Annotated in this window: 17 protein-coding genes; 4 read left to right on the top strand and 13 right to left on the bottom strand. The window is 41.5% G+C overall.

The features are described from left to right. Positions 1-74: 74 nt before the first annotated feature. The 4 genes from Q0954_RS25555 to Q0954_RS25540 form a co-directional block, all read right to left on the bottom strand. Positions 75-482, bottom strand: coding sequence for a hypothetical protein (locus Q0954_RS25555; RefSeq protein WP_299461843.1), 408 nt, complete (start codon positions 480-482; stop codon positions 75-77). A gap of 483 nt (positions 483-965) precedes the next feature. Beyond that, positions 966-1,355, bottom strand: a complete 390-nt coding sequence (locus tag Q0954_RS25550) for a DUF1987 domain-containing protein (protein WP_045112760.1) — start codon at positions 1,353-1,355, stop codon at positions 966-968. Between the two features lie 537 nt (positions 1,356-1,892). After that, positions 1,893-5,627, bottom strand: coding sequence for a GEVED domain-containing protein (locus tag Q0954_RS25545; protein ID WP_299461838.1), 3,735 nt, complete (start codon positions 5,625-5,627; stop codon positions 1,893-1,895). A 604-nt stretch (positions 5,628-6,231) separates the two neighbouring features. Then, complete coding sequence (locus tag Q0954_RS25540) at positions 6,232-7,266, bottom strand: PorP/SprF family type IX secretion system membrane protein (RefSeq protein WP_299461836.1); 1,035 nt, start codon at positions 7,264-7,266, stop codon at positions 6,232-6,234. A 534-nt stretch (positions 7,267-7,800) separates the two neighbouring features. Between Q0954_RS25540 and Q0954_RS25535 the strand changes: the two genes are divergently transcribed. From Q0954_RS25535 to Q0954_RS25520, 4 genes are all read left to right on the top strand, one after another. After that, the gene (locus Q0954_RS25535; RefSeq protein ID WP_299461834.1) at positions 7,801-8,451 is read left to right on the top strand and encodes a MotA/TolQ/ExbB proton channel family protein; all 651 of its coding nucleotides are present in this window, start codon (positions 7,801-7,803) and stop codon (positions 8,449-8,451) included. Between the two features lie 90 nt (positions 8,452-8,541). Further along, on the top strand, positions 8,542-8,949 hold the full coding sequence (locus Q0954_RS25530) for a biopolymer transporter ExbD (RefSeq protein WP_299461832.1): 408 nt from the start codon (positions 8,542-8,544) through the stop codon (positions 8,947-8,949). 110 nt (positions 8,950-9,059) lie between these two features. Continuing rightward, complete coding sequence (locus tag Q0954_RS25525) at positions 9,060-9,878, top strand: hypothetical protein (RefSeq protein WP_299461830.1); 819 nt, start codon at positions 9,060-9,062, stop codon at positions 9,876-9,878. A gap of 36 nt (positions 9,879-9,914) precedes the next feature. Continuing rightward, positions 9,915-11,201, top strand: coding sequence for a folylpolyglutamate synthase/dihydrofolate synthase family protein (locus Q0954_RS25520; protein WP_299461828.1), 1,287 nt, complete (start codon positions 9,915-9,917; stop codon positions 11,199-11,201). A 211-nt stretch (positions 11,202-11,412) separates the two neighbouring features. Here the strand turns inward: Q0954_RS25520 and Q0954_RS25515 are convergent, their stop codons facing one another. From Q0954_RS25515 to bcp, 9 genes are all read right to left on the bottom strand, one after another. Further along, positions 11,413-12,975, bottom strand: a complete 1,563-nt coding sequence (locus Q0954_RS25515; protein WP_299461826.1) for an NADH-quinone oxidoreductase subunit N — start codon at positions 12,973-12,975, stop codon at positions 11,413-11,415. Between the two features lie 32 nt (positions 12,976-13,007). Further along, entirely contained in the window at positions 13,008-14,705 is a 1,698-nt protein-coding gene (locus tag Q0954_RS25510; RefSeq protein ID WP_299461824.1) for a NuoM family protein, read from the bottom strand. 350 nt (positions 14,706-15,055) lie between these two features. Further along, positions 15,056-15,208: a hypothetical protein gene (locus Q0954_RS25505; RefSeq protein ID WP_299461822.1), complete on the bottom strand. Its 153-nt coding sequence runs from the start codon at positions 15,206-15,208 to the stop codon at positions 15,056-15,058. A 240-nt stretch (positions 15,209-15,448) separates the two neighbouring features. Continuing rightward, positions 15,449-16,570: a YheC/YheD family protein gene (locus tag Q0954_RS25500; protein WP_299461820.1), complete on the bottom strand. Its 1,122-nt coding sequence runs from the start codon at positions 16,568-16,570 to the stop codon at positions 15,449-15,451. A gap of 446 nt (positions 16,571-17,016) precedes the next feature. After that, positions 17,017-17,736: a hypothetical protein gene (locus tag Q0954_RS25495; RefSeq protein ID WP_299461818.1), complete on the bottom strand. Its 720-nt coding sequence runs from the start codon at positions 17,734-17,736 to the stop codon at positions 17,017-17,019. A gap of 363 nt (positions 17,737-18,099) precedes the next feature. After that, on the bottom strand, positions 18,100-18,384 hold the full coding sequence (locus Q0954_RS25490; RefSeq protein WP_299461816.1) for an acylphosphatase: 285 nt from the start codon (positions 18,382-18,384) through the stop codon (positions 18,100-18,102). A gap of 205 nt (positions 18,385-18,589) precedes the next feature. Then, complete coding sequence (locus tag Q0954_RS25485) at positions 18,590-19,498, bottom strand: carbon-nitrogen hydrolase family protein (protein ID WP_299461814.1); 909 nt, start codon at positions 19,496-19,498, stop codon at positions 18,590-18,592. Between the two features lie 311 nt (positions 19,499-19,809). Next, a complete protein-coding gene (locus Q0954_RS25480) occupies positions 19,810-20,658 on the bottom strand; it encodes a transketolase (RefSeq protein WP_002693357.1) in 849 nt (282 codons plus the stop codon). A 57-nt stretch (positions 20,659-20,715) separates the two neighbouring features. Continuing rightward, entirely contained in the window at positions 20,716-21,168 is a 453-nt protein-coding gene (bcp, locus tag Q0954_RS25475; RefSeq protein ID WP_299461811.1) for a thioredoxin-dependent thiol peroxidase, read from the bottom strand. Positions 21,169-21,707 lie beyond the last annotated feature (539 nt).

Genomic DNA, 21,707 nt, shown 5'->3' with positions numbered 1-21,707 from the left:
TCACTTAAAAATATATCTCGCCAGCACAAAAAACTCATCATTTTTAACTCCGAAGACAAAATTTAAACATACTCTTAATGTAGGCTTGTAAGCCAAGTCATTGCCTCTCCTAAATCGCTAAAGTACCTGTTTTTGATTCTTCTGCCCTCGTACTCATCTACAAACTGCTCGAGTGCTACTTGCGAATAAAAATCTTCGGGCACTGTAAGTGCTATACGGATTACACCTGCCTTGGCAAAACGGCCAAAAACATTGGTAGCAGACCACTCCTGCAGATCGGGGGTGATAATAAACTTATAATTAAGCGTGTTTGCCAAAAATCCTATAGGCTTGTACTGCTCTATTTTTTCTGCCAAACGTTGGTTCCATTCTTTAAAATCATCAGCCGTAGCGGTAGAAGTTTCTTCTGTCCAATTGCCTATACAAATGTTTTTCTCCTTGTCGTATGTAACCTTTAAAAACCTATTTTGATATAATTCCATAATCGTTATGAGTAAGTAGGTAATGAAATGAAAGTAAATGATTGTTGAGTCGTTGAAGGGAGATCAAGTGTTTGTTTTTCCTGTAAAAAACACCAAAAACTGGTGGAGGTATCACTATATAAATATAAATAATTATGAGCAAATATTTTTCAGAAAAAGCATTTATGCATCTTATTTTTTTACCCAACAACAACTTAGTAAAATGGAAAAAATAAAGTAATCCAAAAGAAGGCAGTATCTGTTTGTTGGACGATGAAAAAAATCTTTGCGTAGCCTTAGCTACGGAACTATTTTTTGAAGAAGTACAACGGTCAGAGACGAAATTCAGTGGATTAGGTTATTTTTGTAGTTTTACTTATATACTCCTGATTCAACAATTGCCCAGTACCTTGTTTCTTTACCCCAAAAAAACCCTCATCACTTTGTTGTAAAACAACAAAATAGTGAGGGCTTACCATTTGTATGAATGGTGAAACAAATATCTTATCCAAAAGTTAATTCTTGTTGTTGAACAATCACATTGAAATCAAGCAAAGGGAAGTCTTCCTGAAAACTTTCTCCTTCGTCTATCATATCTACATCTTTGTGGTGCACATACCAGTTGATCACCACAGGTGCTTTTCTGTCTTCCAAGAGTGCTAAAACTTCAAAAAACATTCTCGAAGAACCTGTATTGTAATAACTCATCCTAAAGTTAAATTCAATAGGGCTTTTACTATGACGCAAAAACTCTTCAAGCCACGCTAATACAGGCTTATAAAATTGTTGAGGATATTCCATGTGAGACTCTCCCCTAATCTCAAAAATACCTGAATGCTGGTTAAAAGAGATATAAGGAGCGTAGTTCTCTTTTGGAAATAATAGGTTTCTCATAATTCATCTATCTTAGAAATTGTCATTTTATAAATTAACCCTTACAATTTTTTATCCAATTAATCAACTTCCTTTATTTTTAGTAATCATCCCTAAATAACTTCATTAATAGTCACTTAGTAAAATTATTTGGATAGCAGGGCTCCTAAAAATCATGGTATACGTAAATTGAATGCAAATTGATTGGTTTATCCATGAGCTGTTACAAAATAATACAATGTAATTGTGTGATGATTTAAAAAAAAAGACCCTGCATTGCAAAGTCTCTTTCTTTTCCTAACCACAAAGCTTATTAAATATCTTTGTTGACTATTAATTCAAACCTGATACCAACAATTTACTTCAGAGAAAATAGGTTTATAACCCTCTGTTTATCAGCAATTAAAATATTTTATTTTTTTTCATGAGCTTTTTTCAATGTTAAATTATAACATTTTTTAGCACGATATATCGTACCATTAACGGTTTTTCGTAAGCAAAAAAAGCCACCCAAATACAGGGATGGCTTTTTTTACAGTTTTAACAAAAAAAACGTTTTTATCTGATCACTACTTGTTTTACAATGCTTTGTCCGTTGCGAGTGATCTGTACTTGATACAACCCTTTGCCTAAGGTAGACAAGTCAAAACTTACCACAGGAGACTTTACCTTATGTGTTTTTACTATACGTCCGTTCATATCAGACACACGTACAAATGTAGCAATGTCTTCGGGCGAATAAGTACGTAACTTACTGCTGGCTGGAAACTTCAATGTAAACCTTCCCGAAGTAGGATTAGGGTACAACTGAATTTGCGAAGCTACCAGTTTTTCTTCCTGATTTTCTCCAATAGGGTTGGCAGCACTCTGGGCAGGCTTTGCGGCACTGCCTCCTACAATATTGATAGTGTAGTCTTCTACTTCACCATAAGTAAACGTTTGGCAGGCAGTGGCTGCTTGCTCATATTGCATAGATACCCGCATACGAGTAATACCATTTTTTGCCGTTAATGGGATATTTACAGTTCCGCTTACTGCCGACGAAGATATTTGGGTAAAGACTTGTTCATTGTAGTCAAAAACTCCGTCTTGATTGAAATCAATCCAAACACTGAAGCCTTCGTTATACGGGGTACCAGTAAAAAAAGGTGTTATACCAATGCTTACTGCGCTACCAGCGGTTACCGTGGTCGATTGTGCAGTAAAATCACCATAACCACCATTGGCACCTGATGCATTATTGATAGAACCAAAGGTTACTTGTTGTATGTATTCATAATTTACATTGGTTCCTTTAGACTCACAGTAATCAGGCGCAGCATCAGGCAAAATCCTGATAGTATAATCTTCTACTTCACCATCAGAAAAAGTTTCACAAACAGAGGGTTCTGCGTTATACTTCATAGATACCCGCATACGCGTAGTTACATCTAAACCGGCAGGAATAGCAATGGTGGCGCTTACTGCACTAGTGCTGGCAACTCCTGCGTCAAATACTAACTCTCCGGGATCATCAAAATCACAATCCTTATTGTAGTCAATCCATACCTTGAAATACTCGTTGTATGCACTGCCCGAAAAACCAGGAGTTAGCGTCAAGCTTTGACTCTGCCCGGCGGTTACCTCAATAGTTTGTGCCGTAAAATCGGAATAATTTGCTGCTCCTGAGGTATTGGTAAAGCTCCCTAGCGTTACTCCAGCTATGTGTTCATAAGATGAGTTATTACTGGTAGATCCACAGTAGTTGTTACAAACCCCAGCTTCGGTTACGGTAATGTAGCCGGTGACAGTTTTAACATCACTGCCATAAGCATTGGTCACGGTAAGGCTTACACTATAAGTACCTGCTACATTGTACACAACGGTAGGGTTTTGCTGAGTACTAGTGGCAGGTGTACCACCAGTAAATGTCCAGTTCCACGAAGTAGGCGAATTAGACGACTGATCGGTAAAGTTCACGCTTTGTCCTACTGTAATATTGGTATTGCTTGCCACAAAACTTGCTACGGGGTTATTGCTGCTTCCACCGTACTTATCTACTCTCCACATACCACGTCCAAAAGTACCTACTACTACTTTTCCAGAACCTTCGTGCACTACAATATCATTTACAATCACATTGGGCAAACCATTCATAAATGAAACCCATCCCCCTGTATCGTTTTTGTAATAAACTCCTACTTCTAAACCAATGTATAACCCATTGTGAGCACCTGCTTCATACGCTAAACTACGTGCTGGAATTTGAGGCAAGCTGCCGGAAGCATTAGCCCAATTGTCTCCCGCATTGGCACTTACAAATACTTGGTTATTGTGGTTATAACCTGAAAAAGAGATGGCTATTTGCTCAGGATTAGACGGATGTACTGCTATATCAGTAATCCATAAATCAGGCAACCCAGTTGTAATTTCCTGCCAGCTTGCTCCACCATTTTTTGTTCTCCATATTCTACCTTTTACCGAAGCATACAAGTAGTTAGAGTTAGACGGAGCCACTGCTAGAGCATTCACCGAAGAACCTACACCAAGGCTACCAATAGTACTCCAGGTATTCATTCCGTCGGTGGTCTTTCTCACAATCCCTCCAGTTAAGCCCACATACAAAGTATTGGCATTGTTATGATCCATTACATAAGGTACTACCCAAGCTCCAGTTCCTGGACTATTTACCTGAGTATAACCATTGGTACCACCTTGGGTAGATTTATACCAAACATTACCGTTTTGGATAGTTCCATAAATCACATTTTCATCAGTAAAACTAATGGCACAGTTACCTCCATCAGCACCCAGCCACTCGTGCCATCTACCATTGGTATATACTGAGGTACCATTGTCTTGTGAACCACCCATTGCCTTGTTTACATTTTGACGAGAAACCGCAATGCCATAAAACTGTCGGTTGTTAATGCCTTCGGTAAGATCAATGAAATCGCCTCCCTGGTTGGTAGACTTGACCACTAGCCCATCAGACCCCAAATACATTACCCCATTTACGTATTTTATAACATGTATGTCAGCATGTACATACCCTACACTGTTAGGGTACAACCAGTCGGCAGATTGAGTAAACTGCTGGCCTCCGTCAAACGAACGGAAAGGGTCTATTGCTCCAATATGTACTTCTTCAGGGTTTACATCTGACACTTCCAATGCCATATTGTACCATATCTGATGAGTAGTGTTGGGGGTTTGAGCACTACGCTGGACAAAAGTGTTACCACTGTCTGAAGAGCGATACATTTTACTGCCTGTCCAATAATACACATAATTGGCATTGGCAGGGGTTACTGCAACTTGAGCACGGGTATTGGCAGCAAGTACGCTTCCCTGAACAAAAGTATTACCTCCATCGGTAGATTTTAAAAAGTTTTTGGTAGTAGCATATACAATATTGGGGTTGGTTGGGTGATACTCAATATCACGTATATCGCCTGCTTGTACTATGCTCCAAGTGCTGCCACCATCAATGGTTTTGTATAGACCTTCTGAGGTGCCTGCCATTAGAATATTGGCGTTGGTTGGGTGAATTACTATTTTAGAAATACGCTTGGCATCTGAAGCATTCCAACTAAGTCCGGTAGTATTCCAGGTAACTCCGCCGTCAGTAGACTTAAGCACACCTATGCTGTATGTATTTACTGCACGCTCGCTATCTCCGGTAGAAATGTACACAATATTAGGGTTGGCTGGGTCAGTTACTACACCCCCTACTCCAAGCACTGGTAAATGGTCGGTCATTGCTGTCCAGTTAGCTCCTCCATTGGTAGTTTTCCATAGTCCTCCTGAAGGTGTGCCTACGTAAATAATATTAGGGTTGGGCTTATGTACATAAATGTCTGTAAAACGTCCAATGCCTGGCGCCCAGTGACCAGTCACATCGTTCCATTTTTTTGGTCCCATTTCTTCCCAAGCTGGAGGAACTGCATTTATGCCTTGAGTACGCTTACGCTTTTCGGCACGTCTAAACTTCATTACTTCATTCCATACATTGGCATTATTACCACCTTTGCGACTTCCACTAGGGTAATACAGTTTTTCGTTGTTATACACCCAGCGCTGAAACAACTTCCAGCCTGAACCTTTAATTTTTTTAGAGTGAGTTTTAAAATACGCTTCTCCAGATTTTTTTACTTCATAAAAATTTACATTTGGGTTATCAGCTTTCTCGATGTAGGCTCTTTGAGCAAATCCTACACTAACAAACAACATCAACACTAACCAAAGTCCCCAAACACGCCCGCTTTTGAGTAATTCTTTATAATTAAAATAACAGTAGTTGTTGTGCAACATAATTTTGTAATACATTAAAAGGTAAGTAATAATTGAGTGATTAAATACTTGTAGTTGATGAAGGGGGTTGTACTTGCCGAAGAATTCTTGTGATTAAATCCATACAAAAATAAGGTTCAAGAGATTATAGCACAAAAATATATCAAAATAGTACAACATAAAGCTAGAATAGTATGCAAATTTTAATAAAACATCATAAAAATACTTAAAACATTATTCCGTCAAATATAACTAACACGCTATTTAATTCCGGAATAATAGATTTTACCGTATTTTACCCAATACTTAAATACCATTTTTATAAATCAAGAAGAGAGAAAGTAGCTAATATTTGTGGTGAGTGATGATGAAGTACAAAGGCAATTGCCTGCGAGGGTATGCGATAAAAAAACCCATACAAAGTAGTATTTCATCTACACTTTGTATGGGTTGGTATAATAAGCTATCTGTGAGGAAAAATTCAAGGATGGTCTTACTTATATTTGTACAGACAATGAGTGATCAGGCCTTGTTTACATCATCCATTGAACATACCATATAACCTTTTTTAAGTACTTGTTTGGACAGTATTTTTTTTAAAACCACACAAACAAGTACTTTTAAATTAATCCATCATAGAAGGGAATCTTAAAGGCTGTTTTCGACGGCTGTATCGACGCCCTTGGTACTCTCCCATTTTTATAGAAAGTGAGAGCTCGTGGGCACCTCCGGTAATGCCGGCAAATCGTCCTACTGGCAAGTCGTAATTGTAAGCAAAATTAATTTTCTGGTATTTGAACCCAACCAGCACACTGATGGCTCCATTGGAAGACTCTTGGATGGGCAACCCACGATACCATAGCCCTACGGTTATTGGGTGGTAATATACATTGGTGCCCAGGTCTAGCTGACGAAAGTTACCTTGTTGGCTATAGTAAATGGCGGGCATTACTGCGCCTTCATAGTCTACATTTCGGTTGGTCATCGACTCTAAGAAGGGAATCTTTAGCCCCATGTGTGCCGATAACCTCATAGGCAACTTAGCATCTTGATCTAATGTAGACATCGCATTATTGGGTTGATTGATGTGGTGCCCGGCAATGCCTGCCCAAAAATTGCGTCCATATACTACAATACCAGAAGATAAATCAAGGTAACGCCCTACCTGATTGGCAAGGTTGGGCTCTTGGCTGGCTTGACCAGTAGTACCAAAAGGGGTCAGTTGATCGCCAAAAACCAAGGTAAACTGGTTGAGTAAACGTTGTCCATAGCCTACCGAAGCTCCTGCCTGAACTGCCATTTCGTCGCTTATTTTTAGAGTATACGCATACAATGCATTGATATTGGTTGAGCGTAGCCCTGCCGAGCCAGCTTTGTCGAGGCTCACTATAATACCCAGGTTACTGTTTGCCTTTTCTATGTGTTGGTCGTAAGAAGCATTGATGGTAACAAATTCGCCAGGAAGTTTAGGCCACTGTGTACGATAATTAAACATCAACCGGGCTTCATCGGTGGTTCCAGTCAATGCGGGGTTAATGTATAAGGGGTTATTGTAAAATTGAGAAAAGTGGGCATCTTGTGCCTGCACTTGAATGGATATAAGCAGTATAACAATTGCTGCCAAATAAGCGGTCAAATTTTGTTTGATATATACCTTCATTGCACTACGTTACAGTCGGCGAGAAACAGCCCCTTGATTAAAGCTTTGGGTAAGGTGCCATTCTCTTAATAATAAAGATGATTCGTTTGAGGGGCAATTTACATTTATTCAGGCATATAACGAGCAAAAGTCGGGCATTGTTGTATCAGAACACAGGTGGTTATGTCCCAAGGTCAACTTACTTGCACCGCTTCATACAATAAAATAGGTTTTTGACGTTTATCATTGCTGCAAAGGTTAGCTTCGCAGGGTAGTGCAATGGGTTGGTTAGTTCTCAGTATGATATTACTTGCAGACTTTTAATTATTTGCTCAAGCATAAAAGCTAAGGAAAGGGCTCTATAGTTTGAAATTTTCCCAAAACCCTTTATTTTTACCAATCATTTGATAACCAGCATCTTCAGTGAATCATACTTGAGCGTTTCTTTCTTGCCTTTGTTGATGACTTGCTCAAAAATTATTATATTTCCCAAAAACAAAAGCTGTTTGAGTTTTTTAATGCAGCTTTATGACTTAAAACTTACTAAAAGACACCATGTTATTATTTTTTGCTGACAAAACTCCTGCCCCCCCTCCTACTTTGCTCGACCTTATTGGCGATGCGGGGGTATGGATGTATCCTATCTTTTTTTTATCGGTAGTAGCCGTATATATTTTTATTGAACGCCTGGTAGTGATCAGGGGGGCAATGAAAAACCCGGCTAACTTTATGAAACAAATCAAAAAGAAAGTACTTGATGGTGACATTGAGGGAGCCAAAGTGATTTGTAAACGCAACAAGACCCCCATTGCCCGAATGGTAGCCAAGGGTTTGAGCCGGGTGGGTAGTTCGCTCAAAAACATTGAGACTTCTATTGAATATGTGGGAAAAATTGAGCTGTACCGCCTGGAAAAAAACCTGGCAATGCTTGCTACCATTGCCGGAGCTGCGCCTATGGTGGGTTTTTTGGGTACAGTAGTAGGTATGATAGGAGCTTTTATTCGCATATCGCAACAAAGTACGGTAAGTCCTCAGGTGCTTTCTCAAGGCATTTACACTGCCTTGCTTACCACTGCCGGAGGGTTGATTGTGGGTATTCTTGCCAATGTGAGTTATAATTACCTCATGACTAAGGTGCAAAAAGTGATACACCAGATGGAGTATGTGTCTATGGACTTTATGGATTTGCTCCAAGAGCCAAGTTAATTTGTATACTGAACGGTGTCATTGCCCAAAAATAGTTGAAATGCTGCCGAATACCTCCAAACTCATGACTATACTTAAATCATACTGTACATGAATTTAAAATCCAAACATCAAATATCTACCACTTTTAGTCTGGCATCTCTGACTGATATTATATTTTTGCTACTCATATTTTTTATGCTTACCTCATCGTTTGTTACTCCATCGGCAGTACCGGTTGACTTACCTTCTACCAAGGTATCTAAATCATTGATTACCAAACAGGTAGAGATTACTATTACCAAAGAGCTAGAGTATTACATCAACGAGCAGCAGGTAACCCTGGAAGAGATAGAAACCAAGCTTAAGGCCAAGCTTGAAGAAACAGAAAACCCCAAAGTTTTACTTAATATAGATAAAACTGTGGCTGTCGAATATTTGGTAAAAGTGGCTTCTGTAGCCAATAAACTGGGGGCTAAAATGGCCATTGCTACTGAAGCAGAAACAGTAGAGGATTAGTTAGGCATCAATAATTGCCGCCTCTTGCGTTGCTCTTCAACGGTTTGCATAGCGGTATATCAATGACTCCCTCTCCGTTTGTTTTACGACCAACACATAACCCAACATCTATGGCACAAGAGAAAAGATTGACTAACGACATACCTTATATAGAACAAAAAGGTGGTAAGGGTCGTCGCATATTGGCGTGGCTGTTTACCATTACTGTACATTTGGTAGTAATTATTTTGCTTGCATCGCTTACGCTAGACACAGAAGAAAAAAAGGAAAAGGAAAAACAAGAAATTGCCTTTGGTATGGAAGTAGTAAAGGGCAGGGATGCTACAGGAAGCAACGCCGCCAATGTACCCATAGACCAGGTAAACCCTAGTGTAAGCACCCCCAGCGAATCATCGCGAGACATTGTTACTTCTGATAAATCGGACATTACTACCAAAGCCAAGGGAAAAGAGGATAAGAAACAAAAAAAGAAGAATACCAAAAAGCGTAAAGAAGCTAAAGACGACAGCAATAACAAAGACAAAGGGGGCAATAAAGGAAAAAGCTCTACCGGACAAAAGGGTGACGATAAAAACGAGTCGGGTAACAAAGGGAGCAGTAACGGTACGGTAAATAATAATGCCTTGTATAATGGCAATGGAGGAGTGGGTAGCGACCCTAACCTGAAGTTGTCGGGCTGGAAATGGTTGCAACGCCCCATAGTAGTAGATAAGTCAAACGCCAGAGGCAAAATTGTATTTAAAATAGTAGTAAATGATGGTGGCAAAATAGAGCGTATTAGCCGAATAAGTGCTACTGTAGGAGCTAGTATAGTGGCAAAGTATGCAAAACAAATCAGACAAACGGCCAAGTTTCAATTGCTCAACCCTGACATAGAGCCCACCAACTATACTACTGGCACGCTCACGATTATAATCAAACAAAAATAAACCTCCGTGCAAAACATTCAAACAATCAATAAATACATGACTTACGAGCAAACGCTTGACTATTTATACAAGCAGCTCCCTATTTTTCAAAATATTGGTGGCAAAGCATTTAATGCAAGCCTGGACAACATTTGTCGTTTTTGTGCCCATTTGGGCAACCCCCACACCCAATACCCCACCCTACACATAGCAGGTACCAACGGCAAAGGGAGTAGCTCGCATCTGCTGGCAGCAGTGTTACAGGCGGCGGGTTATAAAGTAGGTTTGTACACCTCTCCCCACCTCAAATCATTTACTGAAAGGATTAGAGTAAACGGGCAAGCCATTGCTCCTGCACAAATTGTAGCGTTTGTACAACGTTATCAAACGCAGATAGAAAGCTGGAATCCATCATTTTTTGAAGTGACAGTGGCCATGGCACTTGATTACTTTGCTCAGCAAAAGGTAGATGTAGCGGTAATAGAGGTAGGGCTGGGTGGAAGGTTGGATGCTACCAATATAGTGACTCCTGAAGCTTGTCTTATTACCAATATTAGCTTTGATCATCAGCAAATTTTAGGAAATACGCTTACAGCCATTGCCAAAGAAAAGGCAGGCATTATAAAACTTAACACTCCAGTAGTGATTGGTGAACGACAAACTGAAACTACTCCGGTTTTTGAAACCACCAGCCAACAACACGAGGCACCTTTGTATTTTGCTCAGGATGAGTATTTCAGCGAATGGGCAGATGTGACTCAAGGAAAGTTAATGGTGAAGAAAAACGGAAAGCCTTTCTTGCCTGAAATCAATATGTCGCTTAAGGGCAACTACCAGGCAAAAAATGTAAATGGTGTGCTTAAAATACTGGAAATACTGCAAAATCGCGATTGGCAAATTACCCAGGAACATATCATTGAAGGTTTACAAAATACGGTGGAGCTTACCCAACTTAAGGGACGCTGGCAGGTGCTAAAAAAGGCACCACTGACCATCTGCGACACTGCTCACAACGAAGCAGGGTTGCGTCAGGTAATGGCTCAGTTGCAACAACTGCCCCGTCAGCAATTGCATATTGTTCTGGGAGCAATGGCAGATAAGGTACTAGACAAAATATTGCCCCTTTTTCCTATAGAAGCTACCTACTATTTTTGCGCCCCAGCAATGCCCAGGGCAATGGAAGCTCATAAACTTAAGCAAGTGGCAGCAGGTTTTGAACTAAGGGGAGTGGCTTATGCGTCGGTTATGGAGGCTTACACTCAGGCGCAAAGCCAGGCACAGATCAATGATGTGGTTTTTGCTGGGGGCAGTACTTTTGTATTGGCAGAGATTGAAGGAGTTTAGAAAAAGTAAATCATTGTATACTAAGATGAAAGTGATTACCTGCGGTGAGCTCGTCACAGCAAGCTGCCCCGATGAGTCGGGATTTATAAATAGACTCGGTTTTAGGATTTACAGGATTAGCTGTAGCTTCGGTTGATTAATGTTGGTATTCAGGCAATTAGTCAAAATCCACCCTCAAAACCATTTTTGTTTAAGTATAAACAGTTAGACACTACTGAAGCAAACCAAACAATAGGTCGGCTCTGAAGAACAACGCTACTACAGCCAGCGCAAAAACTACTAGCAATGCCTGATCATAACGCGAAAAAGAAAGTGAACGCTCGGTTTCTTCGTTTTTGAAAAACATAAAGAAGGGAATGCGCAAGTAATAAAACAAGGCGACTGCGGTAGTAAAGGCTGCCGCAATAAGCGCATACAAATAAATGGACTGCCCTGCTTGTGCCTGGTAATTCTCCCATAAGCCCGAAAATATAAACAGCTTTGCCTGAAAACCTACGGTAGGTGGCAAACCAGTAAGGGCAATGACCAACACCAACATGCTTACGCCAACGAGTGGATGTTTCACTCCAATGCCCTTGAAGTGCTTCAATGCATAAGGTCGCTCACTGTCTTGAAAGTTCCGGGCGACCATTTCTACCCCTAAAAAAGCCCCAAAGTTCATCAATGTGTACGTAGCAAGATAAAATGTAAGATAAGTACTACTAATGGCACGCAGGTCAAGCCAGCCCATCAACAATATGCCTACGTGGGCAATGGTAGAGTAAGCAAGCAGTCGCTTTGCGTTGGTTTGCCACAAGGCAGTAAAGTTGCCCACCAATACTGTAACAATGGCGATGGCTCCTAATAATAAAATAACCTGACGAGCAAAGTCTTGGGTGGTTGCCTCGGCAAATAGCATACGAAACAAAGGGTTTAGCTTGAGCAATAGGGCAAGTAAGGCAGCCTTGGGAGCAATAGAAAAAAAGGCGACCACTGGAGTAGGCGCTACCTGATAAGCATCTGGAGTCCAGAAATGAAAAGGCACTGCCGAAATTTTAAACAAGATACCCGCCAATACCAACAAAGCAGCAATGGTGTTGAGCATAGCTGCCGGGGTAGCAATATTTGCTACAAATGCCGCAATAGACAAACCACCACTCAACCCATACAACCACGACATGCCATAAATCATTAGCCCAGAGGCAAAAGCCCCAAACAATAAGTATTTTAATGCTCCCTCAATGCCTTTTTTATTAAAATACAGAATGGTGAGCACATAAGAGCTCAACGAAACCAGCTCTATGGCTACATACACCATGAGCAAGTGGGTAGTCATGGTAAGCAAGTGCAAACCCAACAACATGGCCAAAATAAGGGCAAAATACTCTCCCCGGTATTTAAATGTTTTGAGTGGAGTAACAGGCGCAAACAAACGTGAGTTGCGGGAAATAAGCAGGGTAAAAACGGCAGCAAAATCAATGATGAGTCGAAACTTAATGCTGAGCGTATCTAAAGTGAGTAAGCCTAAAAATAAGTCGGGCTTGCTACCTTTGCCCACCAGCGACAACTGGGCAAACAAGGTAAAAATGACCAATCCCAACCCCACAAGTGACACCCACCATAAGCCTTGTTTTTTATAAGGTTTGAGGCTTTTACGCGTAGTAAAAACCAAATCAAGCACAATTACCAATACAAACCACCCTGTAAGCAACAGTTCTGGTGCTATATACTTTAGGCTTCCCAAGAGGTTGTCTAACTGAAGGTTGAGTTGGGCAATGAGCGATTTCGAAAACATATTATTCAAGGTTTTTAGGTGGTTATTTGGGCTTATTTCATAAAGGTAGTGAGGTGGTTCACCAACTCGTTTACGGTGTCGGTCAATGGCTGAAACAGGAGACCTGGAAAGATACCTGTAATCAGGGCAAGCAGGCTCAGGCTAACCAGCATCACCCATTCGCGGGGATCAAGGTTTTGCAATTGAGGAGACCATTCGAGGTCGTTTTTGACCCAATATTTGCCCAAAAACATCCGCTGAAGTGTCCAGAGAAAATAAGCGGCCCCCAACACAATACCAAAGGTACTCACGACTACTATCCAAACGGGTAGGTAAGGGGAGGCAAAACCACCCAAAATGGTGAATAGTTCGCCAATGAAACCCGAAAATCCGGGTAAACCCAAAGAAGCAAAAAAACCAATCATTACAAATACCCCATAATAAGGCATTTTGCTGAGTAAGCCTCGATAGTTGCCTATACTACGGTCGTGGGTGCGGTCGTACAACACCCCTACCAACAAAAACAACAAGGCTGATAAAATTCCGTGGCTAAACATTTGGAACACGGCACCATTGATGCCCTCTGCGGTAAAAGAAGCGAGCCCAATCAACACAAACCCCATGTGTGACACTGAGGAATAGGCAATCATTTTTTTAAGGTCAGTCATTGCCAAGGCATTCAGCGCCCCATAAATAATGGAGAGCATCCCCAGAAAACCGGTAATTACGGCAAAGCTCAAGGCCATATCGGGAAATATACTATAGGCAATCCGGATGAGCCCATACCCTCCTACTTTTAGCAGTATGCCCGCCAACACTACCGAAATAGCGGTGGGCGCCTCTACGTGGGCATCGGGCAACCAGGTGTGCACAGGTACTACGGGTAGTTTGATGGCAAAACCAATAAACAAAGCCAGAAACGCCCAGAAACGCAGGGAGTAGCCCCACCAACTCGCTGAACTTTTGACACCTATTGCTGCATTGGTTACATAGTTGCTTTGATCCATCATGTGTAGCATACTAAAGGTGTGTACCTGGTCTTTGGCAGCAATGCCATTGCTGGCCAATTGTTGTTGTACATTTGCCACCATTTCGGGGGTTACCTGAGAGGTTTCATTGGCAAGCTTTAGCTGTACTGCAGTTTTGGCGGGGTCTATAGTAGCGTTGTAGAGGGCTATCATTACTACCAATATAAACAATGACCCTACTAGGGTATATATAAAGAATTTGATGGAAGCATATTCGCGTCGCACGCCCCCCCAAATACCTATGAGAAAGTACATGGGCAAGAGCATAAACTCAAAGAAAAGATAAAACAAGAAAAAATCCAGGGCAACAAAACAACCTGGCACACTACTACTGAGCAACAGGTATAACAGAAAATAGCCTTTTTGTTTTTGCTGAATGTTCCAGGAGGCTATAGCACCCATAAACATTACAATGGCAGATAACAAAATCATTGAAATGCTCACCCCATCTACCCCTATGAAGTAATCTATAGACAATTGCCCAAAGCTGCCTAAATCTAGCCTGATCCATTCTAGTTTCTCTACCAACTGATAGGCAGCTTCCTGGCTTATAGCAGCTGTCTTTTTACCTGTCTCAAACTTAAAGTATGCCCAACACGATGCCGACAACTGAGTGGCAGTGGTCAATAAAGTGGCTATTTTGAATAACTTTGCCTGGCGATGAGGCACAAAAAGCAGGATGGCACATACCAAAAGTGGTAAGAGTACAATAAATGACAGCATTAATATGTTCTTATAGGTTAATAGTTGGGCTTAAACGATCAAATGTAAGGAAGGAAAGTGTAAAGTCAAAGGTGTAAGCAATTGATATACAACCCCCAACCCTGTTTTTTAGCTCTCTCGTTGTACTATTTCAAGTTTTTTGTAGACAGCGGTTAGCCTTTTGATCGAGTACTAAGTTTCTAAACCCTTTGTAAAGCGGGGCAAAAGGTTTAAAACACCTCAGAAATTTGTCAATGGAACAAAATACCACCCTACCCCATAAACAAACGGGGTGCCTTGCCATCAAAATAGCCCCTTCCAGCGCTAAACCAGTGCAAATAAGTGCGCATGTCCTCGGCACTAATGTAGCATTAGCGCTTGGCGGTGGTCTGCATCACACAATATTGGTAAAACTTCTCAATCCAAGCGGCACTCACTGAGGCAGTCTCAGCAAGTTCGCGCCGGTTGCCCTGGTTGATGTGTGGGTCAAGTTCTAGCGTACCTGCCCAAAAAAGTGTTACCACAAACGGCAATGAGTGCTTTCGTCGGGCTTGCTAAAGGTCACCAACGAATCAAACCTTTGCTCCCATAACAACCCTAACTTCTTCATTGCCGAAGAATTCCCCTCCACCCAGTGGATGTTAGGAGAGGATGAAGAGAGACGTCTAAGCGTAGATTATTTAACTATAAAACACTGATAATCAATTGGATATTAAATTTATTGTTTTTATAAGAAAACCCTGATTCTATAGACAGGCGTTGCCTCATGGTTGTTTGAAAAAATGCATAAATTTGCCCGTAGACGCGCGCCTGATACGCCTAAATTCGGCTTGTTGGGCGGGGTGGTGGTCAGAGGCATTGGCAATCATGGTAAACAACCAGCGAGCAGGACGGGCATTGATTTCCAGTATTTGTATTTGCTGGTCTTGGTTAAGCAAAAGGTCAAAACCCAGTTCGACAAAATCGCCGTATTGCTGGTGTAACAAGTGGGCGGTGTGTAGACATAAATCGGTCATTTTTTCACGCAAGTGACTCAAATCCTGCGAGTAAACACCCTGGAAGTAGCACACCATATCGTCGAAAGACATAGCAGTGGCACCCAGGCTCAGGTTAGACATAAATCCGCCCTTGGGTCCTACCCTTACCCCCATTCCACCCAAGTGATACTGGGCATTGCCATAGTTTTGAATCAGCACCCGTACATCAAAACTCCCCCCATTGATACGTGCCGTATGCGCGCGGGGCTGCACTATAAATGTTTGATGGGCAAGTTGTTGCACCAAAAATGCGTGCAAACCGGACGCTTGAGTAAAAACGTGTACCTTGTTGCCCCATTCTATAGAAAAGCCTTGCGTTGCCTGGTGCAAAATGTAAATGTCTCTGCCTTGCCCCCCCGTATTTGCTTTTATATAAAACACCTTCTTCATGGGGTATTTGTCCAAAAAAGCCCCCAACTCTTCTTCTTGGTTAGGCACAAGCTGTAAAGTGTCGATGGTGGGCAATTGTTGTTGCCTCAAAAACTCAAACACCCGGTATTTGTCACGGGCAAAATCAGACAATGCCTGAGGGTTTTGAATGTTGCCTCCAGCCGCCATTACCTGCGCCTTGAGCGCCTTTACCTGGGCTATGTCTTGCGGGGTTCTTGCCCAAAACCGATCATAGATATAACGAGGCAAAGGGTGGGCGCAGGGTTGCCACTTGCCCCGGGCGGGAGCATAGGTATACCCTGGTATGCTTGCCTGGTGTGGGCTCCAGTCTAAAGGGCTAAAGAAAAAAACCGGAGGTAAGCTCCGGTCGCCCAATGGCATATCTTCAAAAAAATATGTTTGCTTACCAAAAGGTGGTTTATCTTCCAGCCTTCTGGCGATTACTCCTATAGTTTCCATTCGGTAGTGGTTATATTGAGCATTCACTTAACCGTTCAATTGAAGGTTTTAAATTAGGAGTGTACGAAGTCTTGTAATCATCTGATAATAAGTGTTTTGCAAGGTTAAAGCAAACAAAAACAAGGTTGTTTTCACTTTTAAAAGGTGGCGTATACGCTCATTTTTGCTCTTTGCTAGGGCGACCATTCCGATAAATCGAAAACTTCCATTGCATTACAGCAAGGGTAGCCCCTACAATTAACACCTTGATTTATATGTAAATACCTGTATATCAAGGATTTTAAAAACTTCGTACAATCCTAGTTTTAAATATTGGATAAACAATGCTTACAACTAAAAATAAGCCCCTTTTGCAAGTACTTGATTCTGATACATCAGGAACACACGTGAGGACACGTGCGCCGGCTTTTGATGCACTTATCGCTTAAAGCTTGCCCCTTTCTAAACTAAGCATACGCTTCTATAGGGCGGGTGTCTACATAGCGCAAGTGAATTAAAAAACGCCCCAATGGAAATACTGCCGCTGCGCTTATAATGTGCCACAAAAAATGAGTGCCTTGCGGCAATACATGGGCAAACGGATTGGTGGGGTATTCGTAGCTATCCAATACCCGAAACAACAGTGCAAGATTGAGCAATACAACGGCCAATGCTACCATTTTCCATTTTCGCCAACGGCTTCGGGCAAGAATAAACACCACTGGAGTAAGTACAATCATCCCCGTAATGAAATAGGTAATATTAGTAGCGGCTTCGGGCTTGCCATTGATATAAAATATGTATGCCATCAATGCATTGATACCATAACATCCCAGCACGATCAATACCCCCGAAAACCAGGAATTGGTGGTTTTGGTCCAAAAATAACTACTGAGCAAAATAATCATCAATAACGGAGGAATGCCATCGAGCAAAGCCAAGGCAAGGTTGGGCTCAAACGCATGAAACAGCGTAGAACCTAGTCCATTGAGAAATAGCAAAGGCAAAATGGCAGTCATTACAGGATATTGCCTGTAGTGAGGTTTGAGTTTCCATGTCCAATAAATGACCGGAACAAAAAACACCAGCGAAGACACGGCGTTCCAGGGTTGGGTAATAATGTACTCTGCATGATACTCGTGGTAAGGCGGTTTTATCACTTGCAGAAGTATAACACTCAAGTTCATTGGCTATTAAAATTGCTTTTTTTGAATAATCCGGCAAAATTGCCTATTTTTTTTGAAACAATAACATCCTATCCCTAAGATATGTTCAAATCATTGGCGAGCTTATCTAACTTTTAGGCAAATACTTCTTTTTTACCCCATAAGTAAAATCACAAAAATAACCTTATCTGTTTTACTAAGTTTCGGTAGCAGGCATAAAAAAACCTGTGGGGTAGCAATCCCACAGGTTGGCTAAAAACAGTAACTATTTAGTATAGCAGCCTGATCCTGAAATAATCTTATATGTCTTTTATTTAGTACCTAAATACATCAACCGCCAAAATTCATCCCAAATAATAGCGCATTTACTTAATGTTTAAGGTATTAGTGTGTTTGAATATCAAAGTCGGTAAAATCAGTCACTGGTACTTGTATAATGTCCATATGGTCTACTTTTGACAATTGTGGACCTTTATGACATTCCAACAAAAATTTCTCTACAGTTACCTGAGGTGCTTCGGCCTCCATATATACTGTGCCGTCGTGTTCGTTTTTCACAAACCCTTTTACTCCCAATTTGTCAGCAATGCTTTTGGCAAAGGCTCGGTATCCTACTCCTTGCACCTTCCCAATTACAGATATTTTGTAATGTTTTTTATTGGTGTGCATTTTAAATAAAAAATATTTTTTGTGAGTTTAGATCCTGGTTTTTGTAAAAACTCAAGATAACTTCATTCATTAACCTTCGAATATATTAAATAATTGCTAAAATATTGCTCGAATATTTTATAAAAAAGCAAAAACACGGCATATTAATTCAATGCTCCCATTTTTGCAACTATTGTTTTCAAATTTAATACATTTATCTTAAAGATCAGCTGGAAATGTTAAAATTTAACATGTCTGGGCGACTATAATGCCCTACTGGGTCAAAATCGAGTTTACTTTTGATAATATCGTTTAAGTCAAGCGTAGCCAATAGTACCTCCTCCCGGTCAAAAACAGGTCCTGCCAACACCTTGCCCAACGGCGACAACACCACACTGCCTCCTCTGCTCATTACTTCGGGTTGGGAGGTCATTTCGGGCAATTCTCTGAGGTGTGGAGGGTACATACTTTTGGTCACAAACTGGTTGCACCCTACCACAAAACAACGCCCCTCAAGGGCAATGTGCTGCATAGTAGCCTGCCACGAGTCGCGAGCGTCAGCGGTAGGCGCCAGGTACAGATGAATGCCTTGCTGATAAAGAGCCATACGCGCCAACGGCATGTAGTTTTCCCAGCAAATCAAGCCTCCTATATTGCCATAAGGTGTAAGGTAGGTTTGCAAGGTAGTACCGTCGCCTTCGCCCCAAATAATACGCTCGGCAGCGGTAGGTTTTAGTTTACGATGCTTGCCCATCAACTTGCCTTCGGGCGAAAAGTAAAGCAGTGAACAATACAACGAACCGTTGATGGTATCTTGCTCGGTAATGCCCATTACAAGGTAAACGCCACATTCTTTGGCCCATTTTGCCAATAAGTTGGTGGCTTTGCCGGGTACTTTTACCGAATTTTCCCAATAAAGCTGCCATATCTCTCTGCCCGCATCGGTACGACTGCCCACTACAGTGCCAAAGCTCAGCCCGCGTGGATAGGCAGGTAAAAACGACTCTGGGAATACTACCATCTGGGCGCCTTGGGCAGTGGCTTTTTTCAATAAATCATAGGTTTTGTCAAGGCTTTGCTCCAAATCAAATAATATAGGAGCAGCTTGTATGACGGCTATGTCAAGCGTAGGCATGGGTGAGTGGGTTTGTGGTGTTATATTTAGCTTATCAACTGAAGTTACGTAGACCTACTTATTTTGATGGTTATATGGCTTTATTGCTAAATGATTGGGCTGCGTATCGCGCAACCATAAAGCTATCAAACAATATAAATAAGCAGATTTGGAAATTACTGCGTAACATCAGTTATCAATACAAACGACAAGCCTGTATTTCACGACTTGTCGTTTGTATGCTTTAGTCAATAGGCCAATACTGTTTTCTTAGTGGTCTTTTTTACGCCTGGCGTAGCCACAATGGACTATCGACATTGGCTATGGACAAATTAGTAATCTCCCAGGGTCTCTTCTAGCTGTCCCAAAGCATTGGCAAGCTCATCGTCGTTGGGTGCTACTCCGTGCCATTTGTGGGTACCCATCATAAAATCGACTCCTGCCCCCATTTCAGTCTGCATCAAAATCATCAAAGGCTTGTCACGCTTGGTTAAGCCACGGGCATGTACCAACGTTTTGATTACCTCGTCCATTTGGTTGCCTTTCATGTGCAATACCTGCCAGCCAAAAGCTTTCCACTTGTTTTCGAGGCTAATCAACGACATTACATCTTCTACGGGTCCGTCTATTTGCTGTCCGTTTACATCAATCACCCCAATCAGGTTGTCTACCTTGTGGTGGGCAGCATACATCGCGGCTTCCCATACTTGTCCTTCTTGTTGTTCGCCGTCGCCCATGAGCACATACACCAAGTGGTCGTCACCATTGAGTTTTTTAGCCTGAGCTGCCCCAGTGGCTACCGACAAGCCTTGCCCCAACGAGCCCGAAGCTACCCTGATGCCAGGCAGCCCCTCTTCGGTAGCCGGGTGCCCTTGTACCCTTGAGTTGATTTTACGAAAAGTAGCAAGCTCGCTTGTTTCAAAGAATCCGGCTCTAGCCAATGTACTATACCAAACCGGAGAAATGTGTCCGTTAGACAAAAAGAACAGGTCTTCGTTTTCTCCAGACATCTTAAAAGGAGTTTCATAACGCAATACTTTGAAATACAACGCCACAAACAGGTCGGTGCAACCCAATGAACCTCCTGGATGACCAGAGTTAACCGCATGTACCATTCTTACAATATCGCGGCGTACTTGTGAAGCTACTTTTTCCAGCTCTTTAATTTCTGTATTCTCCATAATTTTGTATTTAAGCGCAAGCGCCTTCAGGAAGTTGACAACTTGCTACTTGATAGTCTATTTTGTTATAATTTGGTTGGTATGTTCAGCAGTTTTCACTTTCGTGATAATATCGGTAATAATGCCCTCTTCGTCTATCACAAAAGTAGTGCGCACCGTACCCATATAGGTTTTACCGTACATTTTTTTCTCTTTCCACACCCCATACAACTGGTTTACTGAGGTATCGGTATCGGCAATGAGGGTAAAAGGCAGTTCAAACTTAGTGATAAATTTTTGGTGCGACTTTTCATCGTCTTTGCTTACCCCCAATACTTCGTAGCCTTCTTTCTGGATCAACTCATAGTTGTCGCGCAAGTCGCAAGCCTGGGCGGTACAACCTTTGGTGTTGTCTTTGGGATAAAAATACAAGATCACCTTCTTGCCTTTATAATCTTCTAGTTTTACAGTATTTCCTTGTTGGTCTTTGCTCTCAAACAAAGGTGCCTTATCTCCTACTTTTAGTTCCATGATGTACTTTAAGTAATTACGAATGATTAATTACAAATGAGGTAAGTTGCTCTTTTACAACAAGTATTACTACTCATTAGTTATGCTTCTGCTGGCTTGGTGTGTATCCAGTTTTACGAGGAATGAATACCACACTTAACTCATTAACTCTTCTATGATTCGGCAAAAATACAGGTATTTTTTGAAAATGGTAATGTTTTGAAAAAAGCTGTGAGAATTGTATGGAGGTTGGGTAATTATTTGGGGAGTTGATTGCCAAGGCGATGCCTTAAAATGTTTTTGACTCTGACTGATGATCACGATCAAATGTTTTGGCAGGAAAGCTATTGTCAAGATTCTACAAAAAACACCTCACCCAACAACCTATTGCAGTGGAAACTAAATTCCTACCACAGTATTCGGAGTCTTTAGCCCGCTGACTTTACTTCAAAAAGTTTGCGTAGCTGCGGTTCCGATATGCACCGCATTAGTCAAAGCTTAAAAATCCGATAAAATCATTTGAACCATGTTTGGCTTTTCTCTTATTTGATAACAACATT

Source organism: uncultured Microscilla sp. (genome assembly GCF_947493425.1).
Taxonomy (GTDB): Bacteria; Bacteroidota; Bacteroidia; order Cytophagales; family Microscillaceae; genus Microscilla.
The sequence above is the reverse complement of the archived record's forward strand: the minus strand, read 5'-3'. Positions and strand labels throughout refer to the sequence as shown.